The sequence below is a fragment of the Anaerolineae bacterium genome (assembly GCA_016931895.1).
Classification (GTDB): Bacteria; Chloroflexota; Anaerolineae; order 4572-78; family J111; genus JAFGNV01.
This window is the reverse complement of the sequence record JAFGDY010000237.1, coordinates 55,336-75,985: the sequence shown is the minus strand read 5'-3', so window position 1 is coordinate 75,985 and position 20,650 is coordinate 55,336. Positions and strand designations below refer to the sequence as shown.

The 20,650-nt window shown below is 52.1% G+C and carries 20 protein-coding genes; 17 read left to right on the top strand and 3 right to left on the bottom strand.

The features are described 5' to 3' along the window. Positions 1 to 8: 8 nt before the first annotated feature. Positions 9 to 1,301 (top strand): diphosphate--fructose-6-phosphate 1-phosphotransferase, encoded by a 1,293-nt coding sequence (locus JW953_17965; protein MBN1994590.1) that lies wholly within the window; start codon positions 9 to 11, stop codon positions 1,299 to 1,301. Between the two features lie 343 nt (positions 1,302 to 1,644). After that, on the top strand, positions 1,645 to 2,397 hold the full coding sequence (locus JW953_17960; GenBank protein MBN1994589.1) for a hypothetical protein: 753 nt from the start codon (positions 1,645 to 1,647) through the stop codon (positions 2,395 to 2,397). A gap of 3 nt (positions 2,398 to 2,400) precedes the next feature. Here the strand turns inward: JW953_17960 and JW953_17955 are convergent, their stop codons facing one another. Together JW953_17955 and JW953_17950 are read right to left on the bottom strand one after the other, a co-directional pair. Beyond that, on the bottom strand, positions 2,401 to 3,153 hold the full coding sequence (locus JW953_17955; GenBank protein ID MBN1994588.1) for a TrkA family potassium uptake protein: 753 nt from the start codon (positions 3,151 to 3,153) through the stop codon (positions 2,401 to 2,403). Positions 3,154 to 3,172: 19 nt separating this feature from the next. After that, complete coding sequence (locus tag JW953_17950; GenBank protein MBN1994587.1) at positions 3,173 to 4,555, bottom strand: hypothetical protein; 1,383 nt, start codon at positions 4,553 to 4,555, stop codon at positions 3,173 to 3,175. Between the two features lie 156 nt (positions 4,556 to 4,711). Between JW953_17950 and JW953_17945 the strand changes: the two genes are divergently transcribed. The 8 genes from JW953_17945 (at position 4,712) to JW953_17910 (ending at position 12,712) form a co-directional block, all read left to right on the top strand. Continuing rightward, positions 4,712 to 5,329, top strand: coding sequence for a DUF4178 domain-containing protein (locus JW953_17945; protein ID MBN1994586.1), 618 nt, complete (start codon positions 4,712 to 4,714; stop codon positions 5,327 to 5,329). Between the two features lie 95 nt (positions 5,330 to 5,424). Next, positions 5,425 to 5,724, top strand: a complete 300-nt coding sequence (locus JW953_17940) for a DUF350 domain-containing protein (GenBank protein MBN1994585.1) — start codon at positions 5,425 to 5,427, stop codon at positions 5,722 to 5,724. A 135-nt stretch (positions 5,725 to 5,859) separates the two neighbouring features. Then, a complete protein-coding gene (locus tag JW953_17935) occupies positions 5,860 to 6,045 on the top strand; it encodes a hypothetical protein (GenBank protein ID MBN1994584.1) in 186 nt (61 codons plus the stop codon). 11 nt (positions 6,046 to 6,056) lie between these two features. After that, positions 6,057 to 7,616 carry a DUF4178 domain-containing protein gene (locus JW953_17930; protein MBN1994583.1) on the top strand — a complete coding sequence of 520 codons (1,560 nt, stop codon included), beginning with the start codon at positions 6,057 to 6,059 and terminating at the stop codon, positions 7,614 to 7,616. A gap of 6 nt (positions 7,617 to 7,622) precedes the next feature. Continuing rightward, positions 7,623 to 9,137 (top strand): polyamine aminopropyltransferase, encoded by a 1,515-nt coding sequence (locus JW953_17925; GenBank protein MBN1994582.1) that lies wholly within the window; start codon positions 7,623 to 7,625, stop codon positions 9,135 to 9,137. 480 nt (positions 9,138 to 9,617) lie between these two features. Next, a complete protein-coding gene (locus JW953_17920) occupies positions 9,618 to 11,504 on the top strand; it encodes a DNA translocase FtsK (protein MBN1994581.1) in 1,887 nt (628 codons plus the stop codon). A 93-nt stretch (positions 11,505 to 11,597) separates the two neighbouring features. Next, a complete protein-coding gene (gene pdxT, locus JW953_17915; GenBank protein MBN1994580.1) occupies positions 11,598 to 12,200 on the top strand; it encodes a pyridoxal 5'-phosphate synthase glutaminase subunit PdxT in 603 nt (200 codons plus the stop codon). Positions 12,201 to 12,334: 134 nt separating this feature from the next. Further along, complete coding sequence (locus JW953_17910; GenBank protein ID MBN1994579.1) at positions 12,335 to 12,712, top strand: NUDIX hydrolase; 378 nt, start codon at positions 12,335 to 12,337, stop codon at positions 12,710 to 12,712. 66 nt (positions 12,713 to 12,778) lie between these two features. On the opposite strand, the gene mutM is transcribed toward JW953_17910, so the two are convergent. Next, on the bottom strand, positions 12,779 to 13,579 hold the full coding sequence (mutM, locus tag JW953_17905) for a bifunctional DNA-formamidopyrimidine glycosylase/DNA-(apurinic or apyrimidinic site) lyase (protein MBN1994578.1): 801 nt from the start codon (positions 13,577 to 13,579) through the stop codon (positions 12,779 to 12,781). Between the two features lie 318 nt (positions 13,580 to 13,897). On the opposite strand from mutM, the gene JW953_17900 reads away from it, so the two are divergent. The 7 genes from JW953_17900 (at position 13,898) to JW953_17870 (ending at position 20,597) form a co-directional block, all read left to right on the top strand. Beyond that, entirely contained in the window at positions 13,898 to 14,893 is a 996-nt protein-coding gene (locus tag JW953_17900; GenBank protein MBN1994577.1) for an NAD-dependent epimerase/dehydratase family protein, read from the top strand. A gap of 45 nt (positions 14,894 to 14,938) precedes the next feature. After that, complete coding sequence (locus JW953_17895; GenBank protein ID MBN1994576.1) at positions 14,939 to 15,730, top strand: NTP transferase domain-containing protein; 792 nt, start codon at positions 14,939 to 14,941, stop codon at positions 15,728 to 15,730. A 99-nt stretch (positions 15,731 to 15,829) separates the two neighbouring features. Further along, positions 15,830 to 16,288, top strand: a complete 459-nt coding sequence (locus JW953_17890; protein ID MBN1994575.1) for an SRPBCC family protein — start codon at positions 15,830 to 15,832, stop codon at positions 16,286 to 16,288. Positions 16,289 to 16,456: 168 nt separating this feature from the next. Further along, complete coding sequence (locus JW953_17885; protein ID MBN1994574.1) at positions 16,457 to 16,966, top strand: CoA pyrophosphatase; 510 nt, start codon at positions 16,457 to 16,459, stop codon at positions 16,964 to 16,966. Between the two features lie 35 nt (positions 16,967 to 17,001). Beyond that, positions 17,002 to 18,003 carry a galactose-1-phosphate uridylyltransferase gene (gene galT / locus JW953_17880; protein MBN1994573.1) on the top strand — a complete coding sequence of 334 codons (1,002 nt, stop codon included), beginning with the start codon at positions 17,002 to 17,004 and terminating at the stop codon, positions 18,001 to 18,003. A 41-nt stretch (positions 18,004 to 18,044) separates the two neighbouring features. Then, positions 18,045 to 19,124: a hypothetical protein gene (locus tag JW953_17875; GenBank protein MBN1994572.1), complete on the top strand. Its 1,080-nt coding sequence runs from the start codon at positions 18,045 to 18,047 to the stop codon at positions 19,122 to 19,124. A gap of 57 nt (positions 19,125 to 19,181) precedes the next feature. After that, entirely contained in the window at positions 19,182 to 20,597 is a 1,416-nt protein-coding gene (locus JW953_17870; protein ID MBN1994571.1) for a pentapeptide repeat-containing protein, read from the top strand. The last annotated feature ends 53 nt before the right edge of the window (positions 20,598 to 20,650 follow it).

Sequence of the window (20,650 nt, the reverse complement as noted above, 5' to 3'; positions counted from 1 at the left end):
GATTAACAATGTCTAAACCAAAAAATGTTGTTGTGGCTCAATCCGGTGGACCGACACCAGTAATCAATAGCTCTTTGCGCGGGGTGGTGGAAACGTGTAAGGCCATGCCGGATGTGTTTGGTTTGGTTTATGCCGGTTTGCATGGCATTGAAGGGGTTTTGAAGGAAGAACTCGTCAACCTGTCCGCCCAGCCAGGCGAAGAAATCGCTTTATTGAGCGCCACTCCTGCTGCCGGTTCCATTGGCACCTGCCGCTATAAACTTAAAGCGCAGCAAGAGGAAGACTTTGAGCGGGTTATTGCAGTTTTTAAGGCGCACGAAGTGGGGTACTTTTTTTACAATGGCGGCAACGACTCGATGGATACGGCCAACAAAGTGGCCCAACTGGCCCAGAAGCGTGGCTTGGATTTGGTGGCTGTCGGTGTGCCCAAAACCATTGATAACGATGTCGGCGACAGCGAGTTCAAGTTGATTGACCATACCCCGGGTTATGGCTCGGTAGCGCGTTACTGGGCCTTGAATGTGCAGAATGCCAATGAGGAAAACAAAGGCTCCTGTCCGGCCGATCCGGTGTTGGTGATGCAGGCTATGGGGCGTAAAATTGGCTACATCCCTGCCGCCGCCCGCCTGGCCGATCCTGATCGGGAGATGCCGTTACTCATCTTTATCAAGGAGTCCAACTTGACCCTAGAGGCGCTGGCAGACAAGGTTAATGATATGCTTAAAAGACAGGGCCGGGCAATCGTGGTGGTTAGTGAGGGCTTTGATGTAGGCGATATAAGCGCGCGTAAAGATTCCTTTGGTCACACCATGTTCAGCGCCAGTGGCACCACCGTTGCTCAAATTGTGGTCAATTATCTCAATGAGGTGGGCCTGGCCACCAAAGGTTCGGCGCGGGGCAATGTTTCCGGCACGGACCAACGGCACAATATGATCTACGCCTCTACCGTAGATTTGGAAGAAGCCTACAAAGTTGGACAAAAGGCGGTTATGATTGCGGCAGAGGATGGCTCCGGTTATATGTCTACCATTCTGCGCCAACCCGGCTCTATTTATAATGTTTATTACGACAAAGTGCCGTTGGAACTGGTGGCCAACTCCGAGCGATCCTTCCCCAAGGCGTGGCTTGCTCCCGGCGGCGCCGACGTGACGGATGATTTTGTAGCTTACGCCCGCCCTCTGATTGGCGAGGATTGGCCCAGTATCCCATTGGTCAACGGGCGACAGCGTTTTGCCCGGATCGAGCCGATAATGGCCGAAAAAAAGTTGGCGGCTTACGTGCCGCAGGCTGATCGCAAATAATTTAAAAAATACGGACAGCCACACCTACTACTCGTTAGACCCAAAAGGTTAGCCTTTTGGGTCTTTCATTTGGCGCCAACCTACGCTCGCCTTACCATCTGACCCACGTTTACCCCACGCTTAGGCAATTTGGCCTATTATCTATTGACTTAATAAGCTAAATGGCGTATACTATACCTGTCAATGTACCCTGGGAGAGTAAAAAAAATTGGTTTTTGAGGAGGTATGTGTGGGCAAACAGCAAAACGCTACGTGTTTTAATTCTTCTTGGACCAACTCCCGGCGGCAGAGAAGCAACCTCAGTCATCTTCTCCAAAAATTTCAACTCTTGAGGAGATTTACCGTGAGCAAAAAATGGCGCGTGACTTTTTTTACCATTGCCCTGACGCTGGTTGGTGTTTTGAGCTTGATTTACAGTTCCAGAGCGTTGGCCGACCTGGTTCTTAACCCGGTTGCAGATGACGCGCTGCGCACCCAAGTTATCCTCAAACCCGACTTGGTGGTTTTGCCGGGTCAGGCCGTTCTGGAAGCAGACCTGCGTGATGCCCGGCAAGTGGTGGCTCGCCGGTTGGAGCAGTTGGACTTACCCGAACCTTATTACCTGGTCAGCCAGCCAGGACAATTGGCCGTGACCTTACCCGAAACCGAGAAAATCCCCTACGTAATCAATATCCTCACTCACGTGGGCGAGATTGAGTTTATTGATGGCGGACTGGAGCGGCCCCCACTTGGACGGCAGGTGGCAACCGGCCTACAGAGCAAGCCTGAGCAAAATATTTACCGGGTTCTTTTTGCGGGTCAGGAGATTGACGAGGTTGCGCCGCCCGACTCCACTACCGGCCAGATATTTTATCGCCTGGTGTTGGACCCAACTGCCAGCCGCCGGGTGGCCCAGTTTGTGGAAGCTCAGCCGGAGCATTATATCTGTATGGTGGTGGATAAACAGGTCATCAATTGCTCGGCCATGTATCATTGGAGCGATCATACGCTGGATATTTTGCCCAACCTCGGCAGCGGCTCGCTGGTTAGCCTGGCCGATTTGGCCGTTTTTTTGGACAGCGGCCCCTTACCCGTGCCCTTAAAGGTTAAGCGCTGAACGTTATCTTAGCCGTTCACAATCTATTGTTCTGCCCAAAACCACTAAAATATCATCCTCTTGGATCATTTCATTGGCGCCGGGCGAGATGATTACGTTGTTGCCCCGGCGAATGGCCACAATGGTCAAACCGTAACGCTGGCGTATTTGCGTTTCTCGCAAAGATTGGCCGGTAAGCTGGCTGGGGGCAATAATTTCTACCACGCCGGTATCCTCGGTTAATTCCATAAAGTCAACAAAATCAACTGCCGCCAATTTGCGGGCCAAACGGACCCCGGCCTCATGTTCCGGCAAAATTACCTCGTCCGCGCCTACTTTCAGCAAAATGTCTTGCTGGGTAACGGTGCGGGCTTTGGTGATAACGCGCCGAACTCCCAACTTGCGCAGGCTAACGGTAGCCAGCAAATTCGACTCCAGATCAGTGCCAATACAAACCACACCGGTATCAAAGGCATCTACGCCCACTTCGCGCAAAGCTTCTATATTCGTGGCGTCCAATTGAATAACGTGGGGCAACACCTGCGATACTTGCTGTACCCGTTTTGGGTCGGAATCAATGGCCAGCACATCGTGACGATAGGCGTTCAGGGTCATGGCCAGGCTGGTGCCAAAACGGCCCAGACCGATGATGACAAATTCGTTGTGGTAGTGAGAGGACCCGTTGAGCCGGCGACTGATTTGGCCTCCTGCCGGGAAAAAGAAGTCAGTGACACCCTGCCACAGGCGTTGCGACCACGATGAATTTTGCTTTGTCATAACAAAAACCTTTTCTTTTCTAACCGATGATGATTTTTTCTTCTGGATAATGGATCAAACTACGTCGCCGGCGTTGGGCCAGGGCGACAATGAGAGTGAGCGGGCCTAAACGTCCCCAAAACATGGTAAAGATGAGCAGGAGCCTACCTAAAGGGCTAAAATCGCCGGTAACGCCCAGCGAATAGCCCGTATTTGAAAAGGCGCTGATAACCTCAAAGGCTACCGGGAACAGTAGCCCTGCACTCAATAACATCAGGATGGTGGTGATGCTGATCACTAAAATGGAGGATACGGTCAACACGGCCACTGCTTTGAAAATTGTCTCAATCGGTAACGTTCGTTCAAAGATGCGCACCTCGTTGTGCCCGCGTACGGTAGAGATCAACGTGACCAGGACGACGGCGATGGTGCTGATGCCCACACCGCCGCCCATTGAGGCCGGCGCGCCGCCAATGAACATCCACACAAACAACATCAGTTGGCTGGCCTGGCCCAGATCAGGGAGCGAAACAAGGGTAATGCCGGCGGTCCGGCTGGACACAACCGTAAACAGGGCCAGGAGCCACTGTTTGCTGACCGGCACCACGGCCAGGGCGTTGCCATTGCCAAAAGCTTCATCAAATAGCATTAACGCCGTACCAATGCCAACCAGAACCAGGGTCAGGGGCAGCACTAATTGCGTGTGCAAAGAGAAATGTTTGTCGCGGGGCCAGACGATGAGATCGTAAATAACCGTGATGCCCAACGTGCCAATCGTGATGAGAATGCTCATCACTATCAGCGCGATGGGGTCTTCCCGGGTGGCCATGAGAATAGGATCGTCTAATCCACCAAACAGGTCAAAGCCGGCATTGCAAAACGCAGATACCGAATGAAAAATGGCGTAGTAGGCGGCCTGGGTCCAGTCCATAATTTGCACCCACTGGATAAATAAAAAAAGCGCGCCAATAAATTCAATGACCACCGTGATCAACAAAACCGTGAGGGTGAGGCGCACAACGCCTTTGCCGGCCTCAACGCCCAGAGTTTGGCTCAATAAAATGCGTTCGTAAATAGTTACGCGCCGCCCGATGAGTTTAAACAGCACCACCGAGAGCGTGATAAAACCCACTCCCCCCACCTGGATCAGTAGCAAGATCACAATTTCCCCAAAAGTGCTAAAAGTGACTTCCGTGCTAAAAACCACCAGGCCGGTGACGGTGGTGGCGGAAGTGGCGGTGAAAAGCGCCTCCAGCCAGGTAAGACGGCCGGGATTTTCCGTGGCGATGGGCAATGTTAACAAGGCGGACCCGGCCAGGATGATCAAGGCAAAACCTAAAACCAATATTTTTGACCCGCGCGCAGGGGACGGTTTTCGGGCGTGTTCCAGATGATGTTGGCGGACTTGTGAATAATGGAGCACTGATCAATTCACCTGTCAGGTAGCTACGAGTATCGGATGATAAGGTGAATTCTAGCACGTTGAGAAAGACAGGTCAATTGAGCCAGAAGGCAGGCATTGACCTTCCGGTCATCCCCTGATATAATGAAACAGAAATTCCCCTGAGAGGCTCAAACAATGAAAAGCATGAGTTGCCCCTCCTGCGGCGCACCCCTTGATATTAAAAATCGTTTTGTAAAAGTGGTCACTTGCGACTTTTGTAACCAGGTGATGCTTTTGCACGACACCGGCCTTGACCCAACCGGGCAAGCCGCCAAATTGGCGGAATTGCCCTCACCCCTGTACGTGGATGCCACCGGCCAGATCGGGGGTAAAAAATTTGAGGTGATGGGCCGCCTGCGCTATCAGTACAATGCCGGTTTGTGGGATGAGTGGTTTATAGTTTTTGCAGATGGACAGCCCGGTTGGCTGCAAGAGGATGAAGGGGAGTACATCCTTTTTCATAAAGAGACCCTCACCTCCCCCCTGCCGCCTTTTGACAACGTGGCTGTGGGCAGTGTTGTCCAGATTGCCGGGCGTCAAGTTTTTATCACCGAAAAGGGGCGAGCACAGATTGCCGGGGGCGAGGGACAATTGGCCTTTAATATCTTGCCGGGCCAGGAAGTGCGCTTTTTAGATGGCAATAGCGGGTCAGAGCAGATCAGCGTAGAGTATACGTCAAACGAGATAGAGTTATCGGTGGGGCGAACCGTTCCTAGAAATGAGTTGGTTGTGGACGAGGAAGACCTTTGGTAAGAAGGGGCCGGGTAATCTGGCCTTGCCGCAATAAGGGGGAACCCGGCTTTGGTAAAAACTCAAAAACCCAAAAACATCGAGAAAGGAAAACTTTTATGAAACGCAAACTGTTAGTCTCTTTCTTTATCGCCTCTATTTTGCCAAGTGGCGTGGTCCTGGCCCAAAGCGCTCCGGGCAGTTCCAATGATTTAGGTTGGATGCCGCTTCTTTCAACTCTGATTTACGGTTTGCTCGGCATTATCTTGGCGGTGGCGGGTTATTTTGTGTTTGACCGGCTCGTGGGCCTGGACCTTAAACGTGAGCTGGTGGAAGACCAAAACGTGGCCCTGGGCATTATGCTAGCCGGGGTGTTCATTGGCATCGCTATTGTGGTGGCGGCCGTGATGATGTCGTAGTTTTGTAAAATTAAGGGGATACCAAGTTTTTGGATTGGTTTTTGTTCTGTGTTGGAAGGCAATTGATAGGTTAGGGATTTTGGATAGCCAAATCCGGTTGGATATGGCTCATGCGGTTTAAGGAGTGTTGGTAAGATGTCGTCTAAAACTACTTGGCTGGCTGTGGCTTTTATCATCTTTCTGCTTACGTGTAACTTTTTTATCTGCGGCCTTTTATCGTATTGGGGCGTGGGCGTGCAGCAAGTTGGCCCGCACTATTTGCGAGCGGGTAGCGTGGGCGGTCCCATTGTGAGCGGCGGCGGTCCCGGTTCAGGTAAATAATTTGGTGGCCAATGGACGAACAACAAATCAATGAGACGTTACAAAAGGGAATCCGGGCCGCCCGGCGTGGCCGCCCGGAACCGGCTCAACATTTTCTGAGTCAGGTTATCCAGGTTGACCCGAACAATGAGGAAGCCTGGTTATGGTTGTCGCGGGTGGTAGAGGACCCCCTGCAACGGACTGAGTGTTTGCAGAAAGTGCTGGCTATCAACCCCAACAATCACTGGGCCGCCGAGCAATTGGCCGAATTACAGGCTGCCGCACCCACCCCCGCTGCGGAAACTCCCCAACCCGCTGCGGAGGAGCGAAAATACAAACGCCTCCAACCCAAAAGCGGCGAGATAAAACTGGAACTGCTCCAATGCCCCCACTGCGGCGGCAATTTAGACCTCCGCGGCGGGGCCGATATAAAAACCCTGGTGTGTAGCTACTGCAGCAGTGTGCTTGATTTGACCAGCGAACAGGCCGCCGTCATCGGCCAGAGTGAAAAACGGGTGAGGCCGATGATGCCCATTGAGCCGGGCATGGAGGCTACGTTTAAAGATGAAGTGCACCAGGTGATTGGCTGGATCCGTTACGAAGGCTGGGATGACGAAGACCGCTGGCGGTGGGATGAGTGGCTGCTGGTTTCGGCCGCTGGCCAGTACCGTTGGTTGAGTTACGACCCCGAAGAGGGTTTTATCCTCAACGAAAAAATCCAACCCCTGGCCCCCTTTGACCCCCGCACCGCCTCCTCTATTCAAGTGCCGGGCGGTGCGGCGCGGGTTACCGAACGAGCGCCGGCCAGGATAATTGCCCTGAAAGGTGAACTGACCTGGCAGTGTAAAATTGGCGACCAACTGGCCTATTTTGACGCGAGGCGAGGCAGCGTTGCTTATAGCGTTGAATACACCCAGGATGAAGTTGAACTTTACCAGGGCCAGCCGTTAACGGATGTTGAGGTGTGGACCGCGTTTGGCCGCCAGGATTTGATGAAAAAGGCCGGCGAAACCGCCGTTTGGAACCGGGCTTTTGCAATATTGGCCGCTTTTAGCGTGCTCCTGGTGATATTCAGTTGTTTGGGGGCTGTATTTACGGGCTTCACCGGAGAGTTAGTGACGGAAGAGCAGTTTCAGTTGGTCAAAAGCGAAGAGCAATTCCAAACCATAGGGCCAATCAACCTTACTCAGGCAGGCAAAGTACACCAGATACAATTGCAGGCCGGCAGCCTGCCGGTCAATACCTGGGCCGTGGTAGAGGTTTCGGCCCGCGATAGCGACGAAAACGAGTATTATCTCTTTTCCGGCGAATTCTGGGACGAAGAAGGCCGCGACAGCGATGGTTACTGGCATGAAAACGATCTGAATGCGGATTACGTATTCAAACTCGAAAATCCCGGCGAATACTATCTGGATTTATCTATGGCCGAGGCCACGGTGGACTCGCTTTCTGTTTCGGTCAAGATCTACCAGGGCGTATGGTTGGCTCGCTACTTTATCATTTATCTGGTCATTATTACAGTGTTGGTTTTTGTCTTCTTTGGCCTCAGTAACAGACGGCTGGTGGGCAGTGCGTTGGTCAAGTCAAAATAGAGCCGCATGCAGCTAACCACACGCCATTCAACCTCGTTATTGGTCACGGTTTTTATCATAGCCGTTTGCGGCCTGATTTACGAACTGATTATCGGCGCCCTTTCTTCTTACCTCTTTGGCAATAGTGTAACCCACTTCTCCATAACTATTGGCCTGTTCCTCAGTGCTATGGGCCTGGGCTCTTTTGCTTCGCGCCGCATCACCCGTTCGCTCCTGGGCTGGTTTATTTTAATTGAACTGGCCGTGGGCTTGGTGGGAGGTTTTTCCGCCGCGCTGCTTTACGCAGTGTTTGCCACCACGGATTTGTATCATGTGGCAATGGTCCTGCTCATTCTGGTTATTGGCAGCCTGATTGGCATGGAAATTCCCCTGTTGACCCGCTTGCTGGGCGGCTGGGAGCCTATTAAAGACACCCTGGCCAATGTGTTGGCCTTTGATTACCTGGGCGCATTGATTGCTTCTATTCTTTTTCCCCTGGTGCTGCTGCCCGAACTGGGTTTGCTGAAAACTGCCTTTGCCACCGGCCTGTTGAATATAGCGGTAGTTGTCTTCAACATCTGGATGTTTCGCCAGCGTTTGCTGCATTGGCGGGCGCTCTCGGCTATCACGGCGGGGGTCAGCTTGCTGCTGTTGGCTGGCGCAGTTTGGTCGGTGCAATTGACCTCTTTTTTTGAGCAGCAGTTGTACAAAGATGACATCATTTATGCTCGTCAGACCCCATACCAGCGCATCATCATCACCCGCTGGGCCGAAGATGTGCGTCTGTATCTGGACGGCAATTTGCAATTCAGCTCCCGCGATGAGTATCGCTACCACGAACCGTTGGTCCACCCGGCCATGGCTTTGAGCCGTTCCCGCGAATCGGTGTTGGTGCTGGGTGGCGGCGACGGCCTGGCCGCCCGCGAGGTTTTTAAGTATAACGACGTGCGGCGTTTGGCGCTGGTTGACATAGACCCGGCCATGACCGACCTGGCGCGGTTCCATGCAACAGTAGTAGCCATCAATGAAAACTCGTTGAGCGACCCGCGCCTGGAAATCATTAATCAGGATGCTTACACCTACCTGGCCGAAACCGATGAACTGTTTGGCGTCATCATCATTGACCTGCCCGATCCCAACAACGAGAGCCTGGGCAAGCTCTACAGCCGCGAGTTTTACAAACTGGTGCGGCGTCATCTGGCCAAGGGGGGGGTCATGGTTTCCCAGGCCACCTCCCCCTATTTTGCCCGCGAAACCTTCTGGTCAATTGGGCATACCATTGCCGATGTGGGGCTGAAAACGTGGCCTTATCACGTCTACGTGCCCTCTTTTGGCGATTGGGGTTTTGTATTGGCTGCCGAACATGCCTTAAACCTATCTCAAATTTCGCCCTCCGTGCCCGTGCGTTATCTCAATGCCGACATATTGGCCGCCGCCCTGGTATTTGATAGCGACACCGCCGAAATAGAAACCCAGGTTAATACCCTGGATAACCAAATTATCCTGACCTATTACGAGCAAGGCTGGCGGCGCTGGCAGTAATCAAATTACCAATACTTTCAAAATCCCCTACTTCATGCTAAAATAATACCAAACATTTGTGCTGTTTTTGAAATCATGGCTAAAAGAGGAACTACCCGTAAAAAAACAACTACAAAAAAGAAGCAGCCAGAGGGACCGGCGATTCGCCCGGAAGTTGTGGGCACAATTTTGCTAATTTTATCCGGTTTGACCTTCCTGAGTATCTTCACTCCCAATCGAGGTTCCATTGTGGCGGCCTGGCTGAACTTTCTGTATTTTTTGATGGGTTGGGGCCAATATGTCATCTCGCTCCCCCTATTTTTGCTGGCGGTCTGGTTTTTCAAGCGCTACGGCACAGAAGATGACGACGAGAAATGGGAGAAGCCCATTGGAACCTTTATGCTGCTCGGCCTGCTGTTGGTTGTCTTTTACCTGATCGAGCCGGGTGAGGGATTGGCCGAGCCTGGCGGCGGAGGGGTGATTGGCTGGGTCTTAGGTAAATTGCTTGGTTCTGCGTTGGGTGCGGGAGGCACCATTGTTTTACTGGTTGGCCTTTTTCCCTTGGCCCTCATTCTCATCAGCGGCCTGTCCCTGCGAGAATTATACCAGATATTCCGCGACCTCTATTACCGTTTTCAGGATTGGCGGCATTTCCGGCAGTTGACCATCAACCAGCCCACCTTGCCTGTCCGCCCGCCAGAACCCAAGCCCAAATTCATTGATCGCGTGCTGACCGGAGGAGGTAAGTCAACCCCGGCCAATGGCGAAGACGCTGTTCCCATCAGCGTGGTGGGTGAAGTAGAGACGCAATCCGCAGATGCTGTCTCGGCGGTTTCACCGGCCGGACTCTTGACCGGTCACGTGGTTGGCGGCCAAAAGTGGCAATTGCCCGTGCCGGCTCAACTTTTTGAAGAAGGGCTGGAACACGAAATCAGCGAGGCTGAAATTCGCCAGCGGGTCAAAATCATCGAAGAAACCCTGCTGAGTTTTGGCGTTGAGGCCAAAGTGCGCGAAATTAACCAGGGACCGGCCGTGACCCAATTTAGCCTGGAGCCGGGCTACATGGCCACCAAAGACGCCAAGGGCAATCCGCGCAAGGTGCGTGTCTCGCGCATTGTCAATCTGTCAAACGACTTGGCCCTGGCCTTATCTGCCGCGCCCATCCGCATTGAAGCGCCTATCCCTGGGCGGCCCTATGTGGGTTTGGAAGTGCCCAATTCAACCACCAACCTGGTAACTTTGCGCAACTTGATTGAGTCTGATCAGTTCCAGCGGGTGCGCGGCCCGCTCAAACTGGCTCTGGGCCAGGATGTATCCGGCCACGCCGTCATCGTTGATTTAACTTCGATGCCGCACATGTTGATTGCCGGAGCTACCGGCTCCGGCAAAAGTGTGTGCATTAATGCGATTGTGGCCTGTCTATTGACCACCCACACGCCGGATACGTTACGCCTTTTGATGATTGACCCCAAGATGGTGGAGTTGGTCAATTACAATGGCATTCCCCATTTGCTGGCCCCGGTAGTGACCGAATTGGAGAAAGTGGTCGGCGTTTTGAGTTGGGCCGTCCGCGAGATGGACCGGCGCTACAAGTTGTTTGCCAAAGAGGGCGTGCGCAATATTTTGGGATACAATGAAAAGATGGTCAACCAGAGCCGGGAGATTTTGCCTTACATTGTCATTATTATTGACGAGCTGGCCGACCTGATGATGATGGCCCCGGATGAGGTGGAGCGCACTATTACCCGCATTGCCCAGATGGCCCGCGCCACCGGTATTCACCTGATCATTGCCACGCAGCGCCCCTCGGTGGACGTGGTGACGGGCCTGATTAAGGCCAATTTCCCGGCCCGCCTTGCTTTTGCCGTAACCAGCCAGATTGATTCGCGCGTGATCCTGGATACGCCCGGCGCCGAACGTTTGTTGGGCAAAGGCGATATGCTTTACATGGCCGCGGACTCGGCCAAACTGCGGCGGTTGCAGGGCGTGTTTGTGTCTGACCGGGAACTCAACCGTCTGACCCGTTTCTGGCGAGGTTCGCTGCCCCCGCCGGAGCGCAAACCACGCGCCCTGGAGGAAGGCCCCCGGAATTTGGAGCAGCAGCCCTTGTGGGCAGAATACAAGGACATTGAGAAAGCGATGGCTGATAGCGATCAGGATGAACTTCTAGAAAAAGCTATTGCCGAGGTTCGCGCTCAGGGCCGGGCTTCGGTGTCGCTGCTACAGCGCCGCTTGCGGATTGGTTACGCCCGCGCCGCCCGTTTGATTGACGAAATGGAAGACCAGGGCATCATCGGCCCGGACGAAGGCGGCGGCCGCGCCCGCCCGGTGCTGGTCACTCAGGCCGATGATGAGGCGGATCCAACGGCGGAGGAAGAGTCAGAATAATTTATTACAGGATAAATCAGCAAAGTGCCAATTTCCCCCCAAAATCTGATTCTCGATAAGAAACACGTATCTCCCCTCGACCCGGCAGCATCGTTGCTAAAAATAGGCGTGCTGGCCTTGCAGGGGGCGTTCTTGGAGCATGCCAACGTGCTGCGCAAGTTGGGTGTTCAGCCTGTGGAAGTGCGTTTGCCGGAGCATCTGGCTGGTTTGGCCGGTCTGATCATCCCCGGCGGCGAGAGCACTACCATTGGCAAATTAGCCATGCAATACAACTTAATGGAGCCACTGCGGTGTTTTATTGAATCTGGCTGCGCCGTTTGGGGCACCTGCGCCGGGATGATTTTTTTGGCCCGGAATATTGGCGCTACCGGCAGCGGGGGACACGTAGTGCCACCCCGATTGGCGGTGATGGATATCACGGTAGACCGCAATGCGTTTGGCCGCCAGGTGGCTAGTTTTGAAGCCGATTTACGCCTGACGTTTGCCAATGATGCGCCTTTTCGGGCTGTGTTCATTCGCGCCCCATTGATAGAAGCTGTTGGGGAGCAGGTAGAGGTTTTGGCCCGCCTGGATGATGGCCGTATTGTGGCCGCGCGCCAGGGGAATTTATTGGTCACTGCTTTTCATCCCGAATTGAGCGACGACTTGCGGTTTCATCGGTACTTTTTGGAGATGATTAAAAATATTAAACCCTAAATTCATAGACCCATAAGGTTTGTTTTATTGAGATTTTTTGGAGACAACAAAACAAAACCGGGAGAGATAAAATCAAGACCCCCTCAAAAAACAACCAGGAATTCGATAAACCCTACGCCGTGCGCGCTTTGCTTGTGCGCGGGTCAGAAATCCTCTTGATTCATCACCGTTTTCAAAATCCGGCCATGTTTGGCAAATGGACTTTTCCCGGTGGCCGGCTTGACCCCGAAGAAACCGACCCTGTGGCCGCGTTGCACCGCGAGATACAGGAAGAATTGTCGGTAGACATTGAGGTGTTGGGCGAATTGGGCGTTTTTTACAACCGCTCCGGGTTTGACTACACCATTTTTGCTGCCCGCCCCTTGGGAGATGTTGGCCCGCTTCAATCAGACGAGATTCGGGAAATTGTCTGGCTGACCCCTGCTGAAATTTACGAGTGGCATACCAGGGATAAATTGCAGTTTGGTTTTGAAATGGACGCGGTATCGGCATACTTAAAGCAGTTTGCCTAAAACTGCTCCCCGCTGGAAGCGGCCCCCATCACAGAGATCAATCGCTAATCTTTTCAATGTTTGCCCTCATTGCTGGCATTGCTCGCAAAAATGGGTTGAGCGGCCGCCCAGAACGACGCGCCGGATGAGCGAGCCGCACTTGAAACACGTCTTATTGGTGCGGCCGTAAACCTGAAAATGATGCTGAAATTCGCCGCCCCGGTATACCTCATCCAATGAGGCTCCTTTGAACATAATGCCATGCTGCAGAGCTTGGCGGATGGCCCGATAAAGTTTTTCTAATTCCACACTTGAGAGGGTGTCAACCTGTCGCCTGGGGTCAAGACCGGCCAAAAAACAGCTTTCGTCGGCGTAAATATTGCCGATGCCGGCAATGAATTCTTGATTAAGCAGTAACGGTTTGAGTCGCCCCTTCCGCTTGCGAAAAAGAGCTTGAAAGTCGTCGCCGGAAAAATCGTCGGCCAGGGGTTCCGGGCCTAATTTGCCGATGATGGGGTCGGGGTTGTTCACCAGATAAACCCGGCCAAATTTGCGCATGTCTTTGAAGCGTAGTTGGTGGCCGTTGTCCAGGTCAAAAATGGTACGCACGTGTTGGTGAGGTGGTTCGCTGGCCGGTTCTACCATTAAATTGCCGCTCATTTTCAGATGCAAAAAAAGAGTGTCTCCCCCGGATAGGTCAAAGCGTAAATACTTGGCCCGCCGGTCAATAACCTCAATGCGTTGGCCGGGCAATCGTTTGCTGAATTCCGGCAAGGATGGCGTTTTGATTGTTTTGGGCCATAATACAGTGACCCCGGTAAAGGTGCGTCCGACTAGGGGCTTGCGCAACCCCCTGACCACTGTTTCGACTTCAGGTAATTCGGGCATTGTTTAGCCAACCCCTCACTATGGCAAATTGATAACCCCAACATTATAGACAGGTTTGGCCGGATTATCAAAACCTTTCATCATTTCGCTTTGGAGTTGCTGTTAGTTGTAAGGGAACGTATAATTTTAGGGTTGAAGTCGTAAAAATATCTGGCACCGACGATGGCGTTATTGTTCCTGATCCTATTTGGACGGTATCAACAATGGTCGGTGGCTGCTTATAACTTTTGCCCTACTTTGTTCTGTGTTGTATCATCAAACAAAATAAGGAAGTGTAACAATGGGTCTGAATAAAGTCCTCTATGACCAAGTTTACCGATGGATGTAAGTGGCAAACGAATTCTTGTTACCGGAGCCACCGGCTTTATTGGCGGACGCCTGGCAGAACGATTGGTAACAGAGGAAGGGGTGGTCGTGCGGGGCCTGGTCCGCACCCCGGAAAAAGGACGCCGGTTGGCAGACATAGGGGTTGAGCTTATGCCGGGCGACATTACCGATCCGGTTTCGGTGCAGAGCGCGATGGCCGGTTGCCAACTTGTTTTTCACACGGCAGCCTGGGTCAGTGAGCACGGCAGCCGGGCCGCAGTGTGGGCGGTTAATGTGGAGGGTACTAAAAACGTGGTTGAGGCTGCGTTGGCTGCCGGGGTGAAACGATTTATTCACCTGAGTTCTTGCGCGGTGTACGGTTCTTTGCAGCAGGACAACATTGATGAAAATACACCCCCTCGTGTGTCAGGCGATCTTTACGGCGACTCGAAGATAGCGGCAGAAGAGATTGTGTTTAACGCTTATCGAAAGAAGGGTTTGCCGGTGGTGGCTGCCCGCCCTTCGCAAGTGTATGGGCCTGGTTCTTATCAATTTACCGTCCGTCCGGTTGAATTGATTAAAGCAGGTCGGATGATGTTGATTGATGGGGGTCGTTATTTTTGTAAACCGGTCTATATTGATAATGTGGTGGACGGTTTGATTTTATGCGCCAAAATTGATGCCGCCGTTGGCCAGGCCATTAATTTAACGGATTCTCCCATCCCCTGGCGTGACTTTTTGGGGGCGTATGGACGGATGTTGGTTATTGACTCATTTCCATCGATTCCTTTTAAATTGGCCTGGCTGCTTGGTTTTTTGAATGAGCTTGGCGCGGCTATGAGCGGGAGAAAGGCCAGTTTCAATCGGCGGCTGGTTAAAGCGTTGCATAGTGATAATAGTTTCAGCAACCAAAAGGCGCGGAAGCTTTTGGGATGGGTGCCAAAAGTTGATCTTACCGAGGGGATGTGTCGCACCGAAGCCTGGCTTCGGGCTGAAGGATATATTTAAGTTAAACTATTAGCAAAGAAGTTATAAAAGTAAGGAATCAGACTAATGGACGCAATAGTTACTGCCGGTGGTATCAACAACCCGGATGACCCGTTATTTGCCTTAACCGGGATAGAAAAAAAAGCTCTTATTCCTTTAGCCGGTAAACCTATGATAGCCTGGGTAGTGGATGCTATCTGGCGATCCGGCCTGGTTGAGCATATTGCCGTTGTTGGCCTTGAACCGGGCGAGGTGGATTTTGGCGACGCCCCGGTTTGTTTTACCGGCGCGGTGGGCGACTTGATCAGTAATGTGTTAACCGGGCTTGACAAAATACGTCAGCTAAACCCGTCTGTTAAAAAAATCTTGCTGGCCTCGTCGGATATTCCGCTGATTACGCCGGAAATTGTGCGCGGTTTTGTGGCGGAGTGTGGCTCCCAGGAGGCTGATGGTTACTACGCTATTGTTGAAGAAAGAACCATGGAAGCGCGAATTCCCGGTTCAAAGCGAACTTTTGTGCCTTTTAAGGGGGGGCGTTATTCCGGCGGCGACTTGCTTTTGCTTGACATTGCTGCGGCAAAGGCCAATGAGGGGCTTTTGCGCTCGTTGACCGGCTCGCGCAAGAATTACTGGAATCAGGCCCGCATGTTGGGCTTGAACTTTATCATTCGTTTCCTATTGCGCACGATGACGGTTGATGAAGCGGCTGAACGAGCGCGGGCGCGGCTCAATGTAAATGTGCTGGTGGTGGATACACGTTATGCTGAAATAGGGATGGATTTGGATAAGCCTCACCAATATGAACTCATCAAAGCCATGCTTGAAGCACGTGAATCTGCGGCATCACCAACCTTGTAAAAATTAGCCGAATTCCGTTTTACCTGCATCGTCTGTATTCTATTTTTAACCTGTGATCTCTAAAAATTCGTGATATAATTAGGTGAAGGAGTTCAAAAAATGTTAGTTGTAGAGCAAACCACCGTTATTGAAGCGCCCATAGATGTGGTCATGCAGGCGTTGAACGATGTGAAAACTTTCCCCACCTGGACTACGGTGCAAGGTAAAATTGATCACGTGCAGGGCAGCGGGCCAGGGATGACGTATGAATGGCATTATACGGTAGAGGGCCTGAATTTTAACGGCCAAAGTGAGGTGTTAGAACAAACGGCAGACACCTTGATTACCAAAACCACCGGGGATATTGATAGCATCTGGACCATCACCCTGGCCCCAGTTGGTAAAAAAAATGTGGCTATGCGGGTGGTGGTGGAATATACTCCCCCCCATGCCTTTGTTGAGGTTTTGGCCGACAAGATTATCCAGCAATATACCACTCCAGCAGTGGCCAGTGAAAATCTGAGACGATTTAAACAAAGTGTGGAAGAAAGAGTCAAAATGGTTGGAGTGCAGGTATGAAGTCGTGGCGGCCAGGGGAGATACCGGGTGATAAACAATCCGTACCACATTTCACCCACTATTGAGGAAGTTCAACATGCCCTGACCGATAAATCCTTGCCTGGTGTTGACGGTCAAATAAAAATGGCGCCTGAGCCGCTAGATGGTCAAACAAATCGGTGGAAAAGGATGAATGCTTGTCGTGAAGCCGGAGTGCTTATTTTGCTCTATCCTCACCCCGCCACCCATCCAGAATTACACCTTGTTCTGATCCGCCGTCCCAACTATCCCGGCGTTCATAGCGGCCAGATTTCCTTTCCCGGCGGGCGCCGAGAGAAAGAAGAAACATACCAGGCAACAGCTTTGCGTGAAACAATGGAGGAAATAGGCGTTTTGCCAGAAACGGTTGAAGTAATTGGCCCGTTATCGTCTCTGTATACGGCGCCCAGTAATTTTTGCATTTATCCTTTTGTGGCTTTTAGCTCTACCCGGCCTGTTTTTCGGCCTGACCCTAAAGAAGTGGCGGAACTGATTGAAACGCCGCTCGGTCTCTTGTTAAATCCGGCTACCCGCCAGGAAGAAGTCTGGTTGTTACCAGGCGGTCAGCGTAGAGTTCCCTTTTTTAACGTATTTGGGCATCGGGTGTGGGGGGCTACAGCCATGATCCTCAACGAGTTTTTGACCTTGTTGGAAGCGTAGCGGGTTTGTTATTGATGGGTTTCAGGGAATAAGTAATGACTGAACTTAGGCAGAACATGGCAACCAAGGAATGGGTGGTGATTGCCACCGAGCGAGCCAAGCGCCCGGATGATTATATTGAGGCGCAAGAGCCGGTCATACCTGAAACGGAACCCGCTTACGATCCAACGTGTCCGTTTTGTCCAGGCAATGAAGAACTTGATTTGGAAGTTCTCAGAGTGCCCTCTACCGAGACCTCCTGGCAAACCAGGGTGGTTTGTAATAGGTATCCCGCGCTTTCCACAGATGGCAAGTTGGCCCGCACCTATGATGGCGTTCATCGTTTGATTTCGGGGGTGGGTTATCATGAAGTTGTTGTGGAACACCCCCTGCATAACACCACCCTGGCCCTGATGACGCCTGAGGAGATAAAGGTTGTTTTGGAAACCTTTTACGAGCGCGGCTGGAGTATTCGCGGCGATTCTCGGATTGAGCAAATTATCTACTTTAAAAATCATGGCGATCAAGCGGGCGCATCGTTGAAACATCCTCATAGCCAGATTATTGGTTTGCCCGTTGTGCCCACCGATATCCGGCATCGCATTGAAGAGGCTCGCCGCTATTTTGATGACAACGGCGATTGTGTTTTTTGCGTGATGATGCGCGATGAACTGGAAAAGGGTGAACGATTAGTGATTGCCAGCGAACATTTTGTGGCGTTTATGCTCTATGCCGCCCCCTCCCCTTTTCACATCTGGATTCTCCCCCGCCAACATAGCGTTAGTTTTTTATATTCTCAACCGGCGCAAATGGAGGACCTGGCCAGGGTATTATACAACGTGCTGCGTCGGCTTTTTATTGGTTTGCACGACCCGGCCTTTAACCTGATTATTCGTTCTGCGCCGTTAAAAGAAATCAGTAATGATTATTTGCATTGGTATGTCACCATCGTGCCTCGGGTAATTCGTACGGCTGGATTTGAGTTGGGCAGCGGCATGTTCATTAATCCTTCTTTGCCAGAAGCATGCGCCGAATTTTTGCGTAAGATTAAAATATAATTGGTTATTGAATAACCGGAGTAGTTGTTAAGAGAAGGACGATGGCAGATTTTATTGGTAACGCTACATCTAACCAATTATTGCTTTTAATGTGTGTACCTCTTACCGGCGCGTTGCTGCTGGCCGGCTTTTTGGTTTTTTCCTTTAGCCGCAGGCGTCAGAAGGCGAAAATGAAGCACGGCTTTGTGTCTAAAGAAGAAACGTATGTTGACCTTGGCGCTGATGAAGACGCACCGGGGCTACCCCCTCCCCCTCTGGACGATTTGGAGCTGGTTGAAGAGCCTGCTTCTGCCCCACCCACAGCAGTTGACTTGAATTTGGCTGTTTTGAGGAGTAAGGTTGAAATGGAGGTTTTTGACATGGATGCACCCAAACAACCCGATGAAGAAAAAATTGACATTGCAGCGCGGCTGGGGAATCGTCCCCCTGCCGGCCGGTCCGCGGAGCCGACTGAACTGCTACGCTTGCTGCGTCATCCGCGGTCGGGCCAACTTATTGTTGAGGTAGCCGGGCAGCGTTATGGTAGATTGGCCGATATTGATGATCGGGAGACCGGCCAATACATTTTGGAATTGGCGGCTCATTTGTTGGCTTTTACGGGGGGAGTGATTGCCACAGAAGTAGGTGTCAAATCGGTTTATCTGCCCAAAGTAGGTGAAACGCCAATGTCTCTCACCGCGCCTACGCCCGTCTCGCAACTGCCAGACCCGAGCGCCTATGAACCGGCCACTTCCTCACCGGAGCCGGAGCCATCTTCGGCCAAACCTGAACTTGTGCCCAAACCTTCCCCGGAAGCTGAGGTCGCTTTTTTGGCTTCCTTAAAAGCCCAATCTCCAGAACCACAACCTCGCGGTTTTTTGGGACGTTCCAGCGCTGCCTCTCCCGGCGCATCGAGTCAGTTAACCGGCTTTAATCTGGCCGATGAGATTAATAAAATCGTCCAAACCCGCTTGTTGGTTTCTCCATTGGCTTCTACTACGGCCATAGACATCCTGTCGGATCCAGGCGGAGGGATTCAAATCAAGGTGAATGAAACTATTTATGCTGGACCTGATGACATTCCTGACCCTGAAGTGAAAGCCTTGATTAAAGATTCTATTAAACAGTGGGAGCGTACTTAGCAACCAACGGCGCTTATTAACTACCAAACCCTCCCCCTAACCGCAGAAAGCGACATCATGGGATACGAACAACTCAATCAAGTGATTAAAACTGCCCGTCGTCAGGGCAAAACGCCCGATTTGCGTCGAGTTGATTTGGCCGGTGCAGATTTAAAAGGTTTTGATTTGGCCGGAGTAGACTTGAGCGAGGCCAATTTAAGTAGGACAAATTTACGCAAAACCCGGCTGACCGGGGCCAATCTGAGCGGGGTAGACCTGAGTCACGCCAATTTGAAAAAAGCCGATTTACGCCAGGCCCGGCTGGATGGGGCCAATTTGACCGCCGCCAATCTGGATAGAGCCAACCTGGCCCACAGCACTATGCAGGGAGCCAATTTAGAGGCCACAAACCTGGACGGAGCAGATATGACCGGCGTCAATCTATCTGAAGCCCGTTTGCGCCGTACCAATTTGAGCCAGGGCCAGGCCAAACCCGATTGGCGCGGTTTTTTACAGCATCTTGGCCCTTATGTGATGGTCATTGGCGCGTTGGGCATTATCAATGCCCTCACCTCCCCCTCTTATCCCTGGTTTTTATTTCCGGCGGCGGCTTGGGGCATAGGCTTAAGTATCCATTTTTGGAATCTGGTTATCCGTTCTTTGCCCCGGCTCAGCGGGAAGTGGCGCGATTTTTGGGATCACTTGAGCGCCTATGTGTCCGTGATAGGGGCTTTGGGCATTATCAATGCCCTCACCTCCTCTTATCTCTGGTTTCTATTTCCGGCGGCAGCCTGGGGAATGGGGTTGGGTATCCATTTTTGGGTTGTTTTGATTGGCGGCGATGACGACCAAGCCGTTGTTGAGCCTGAAACGGACGAGACAGAAGAACAACCGGCTATCATTCGTGAGGCAGTACAGGCCCCCGCCAGACAGGAGTCGGTGGCCGGAAAAAATTTAACCAGCAAAACCCTCCAAGCCCATCTGGACAAAGCTCTGGCTTACCGGGAGCAAATTAGTGCCGTGCTGGCGGCTACAAGTGGGGGGATAGCTGAAGCGCGTTTACAGGATTTGGCCCGGCAGGTTGATGACTGGACCCAGGCGATTGCGGATTTAGCCGGGCGGGTTGACCGCTACCAGCACAATACCTTACTCCGCCACGATTTAGAGTCGGTGCCGCAATATATTGCCGATTTGAAAGTCCGGCTGGCCCAGGAAACCGATGAGGCCACCCGCGCCGAATTGCAGCGCACCCTGACCAATCGTAAAAACCAACTGGCTTCACTGGAACAGTTGCAGCGCATGATGAAAAGGGCCGAAATTCAAATTGAAAGCACCCTCTCGGCGCTGGGCACTATCTATTCGCAGATACTGACCGGCCAATCCACCAACCACGTGGCCGATTACGGCCATCTTTCGGCGGAGGTTGATGAAGAGGTGCGTATTTTACAGGATCAACTGGAAGCGTTGGAAGAGGTCAAACTGGCCAAAGAGTGATGAGTGAAGGTCAAAAAGTATGCTTTTCGTTCCTTGACAAAAAAGGCCATCTC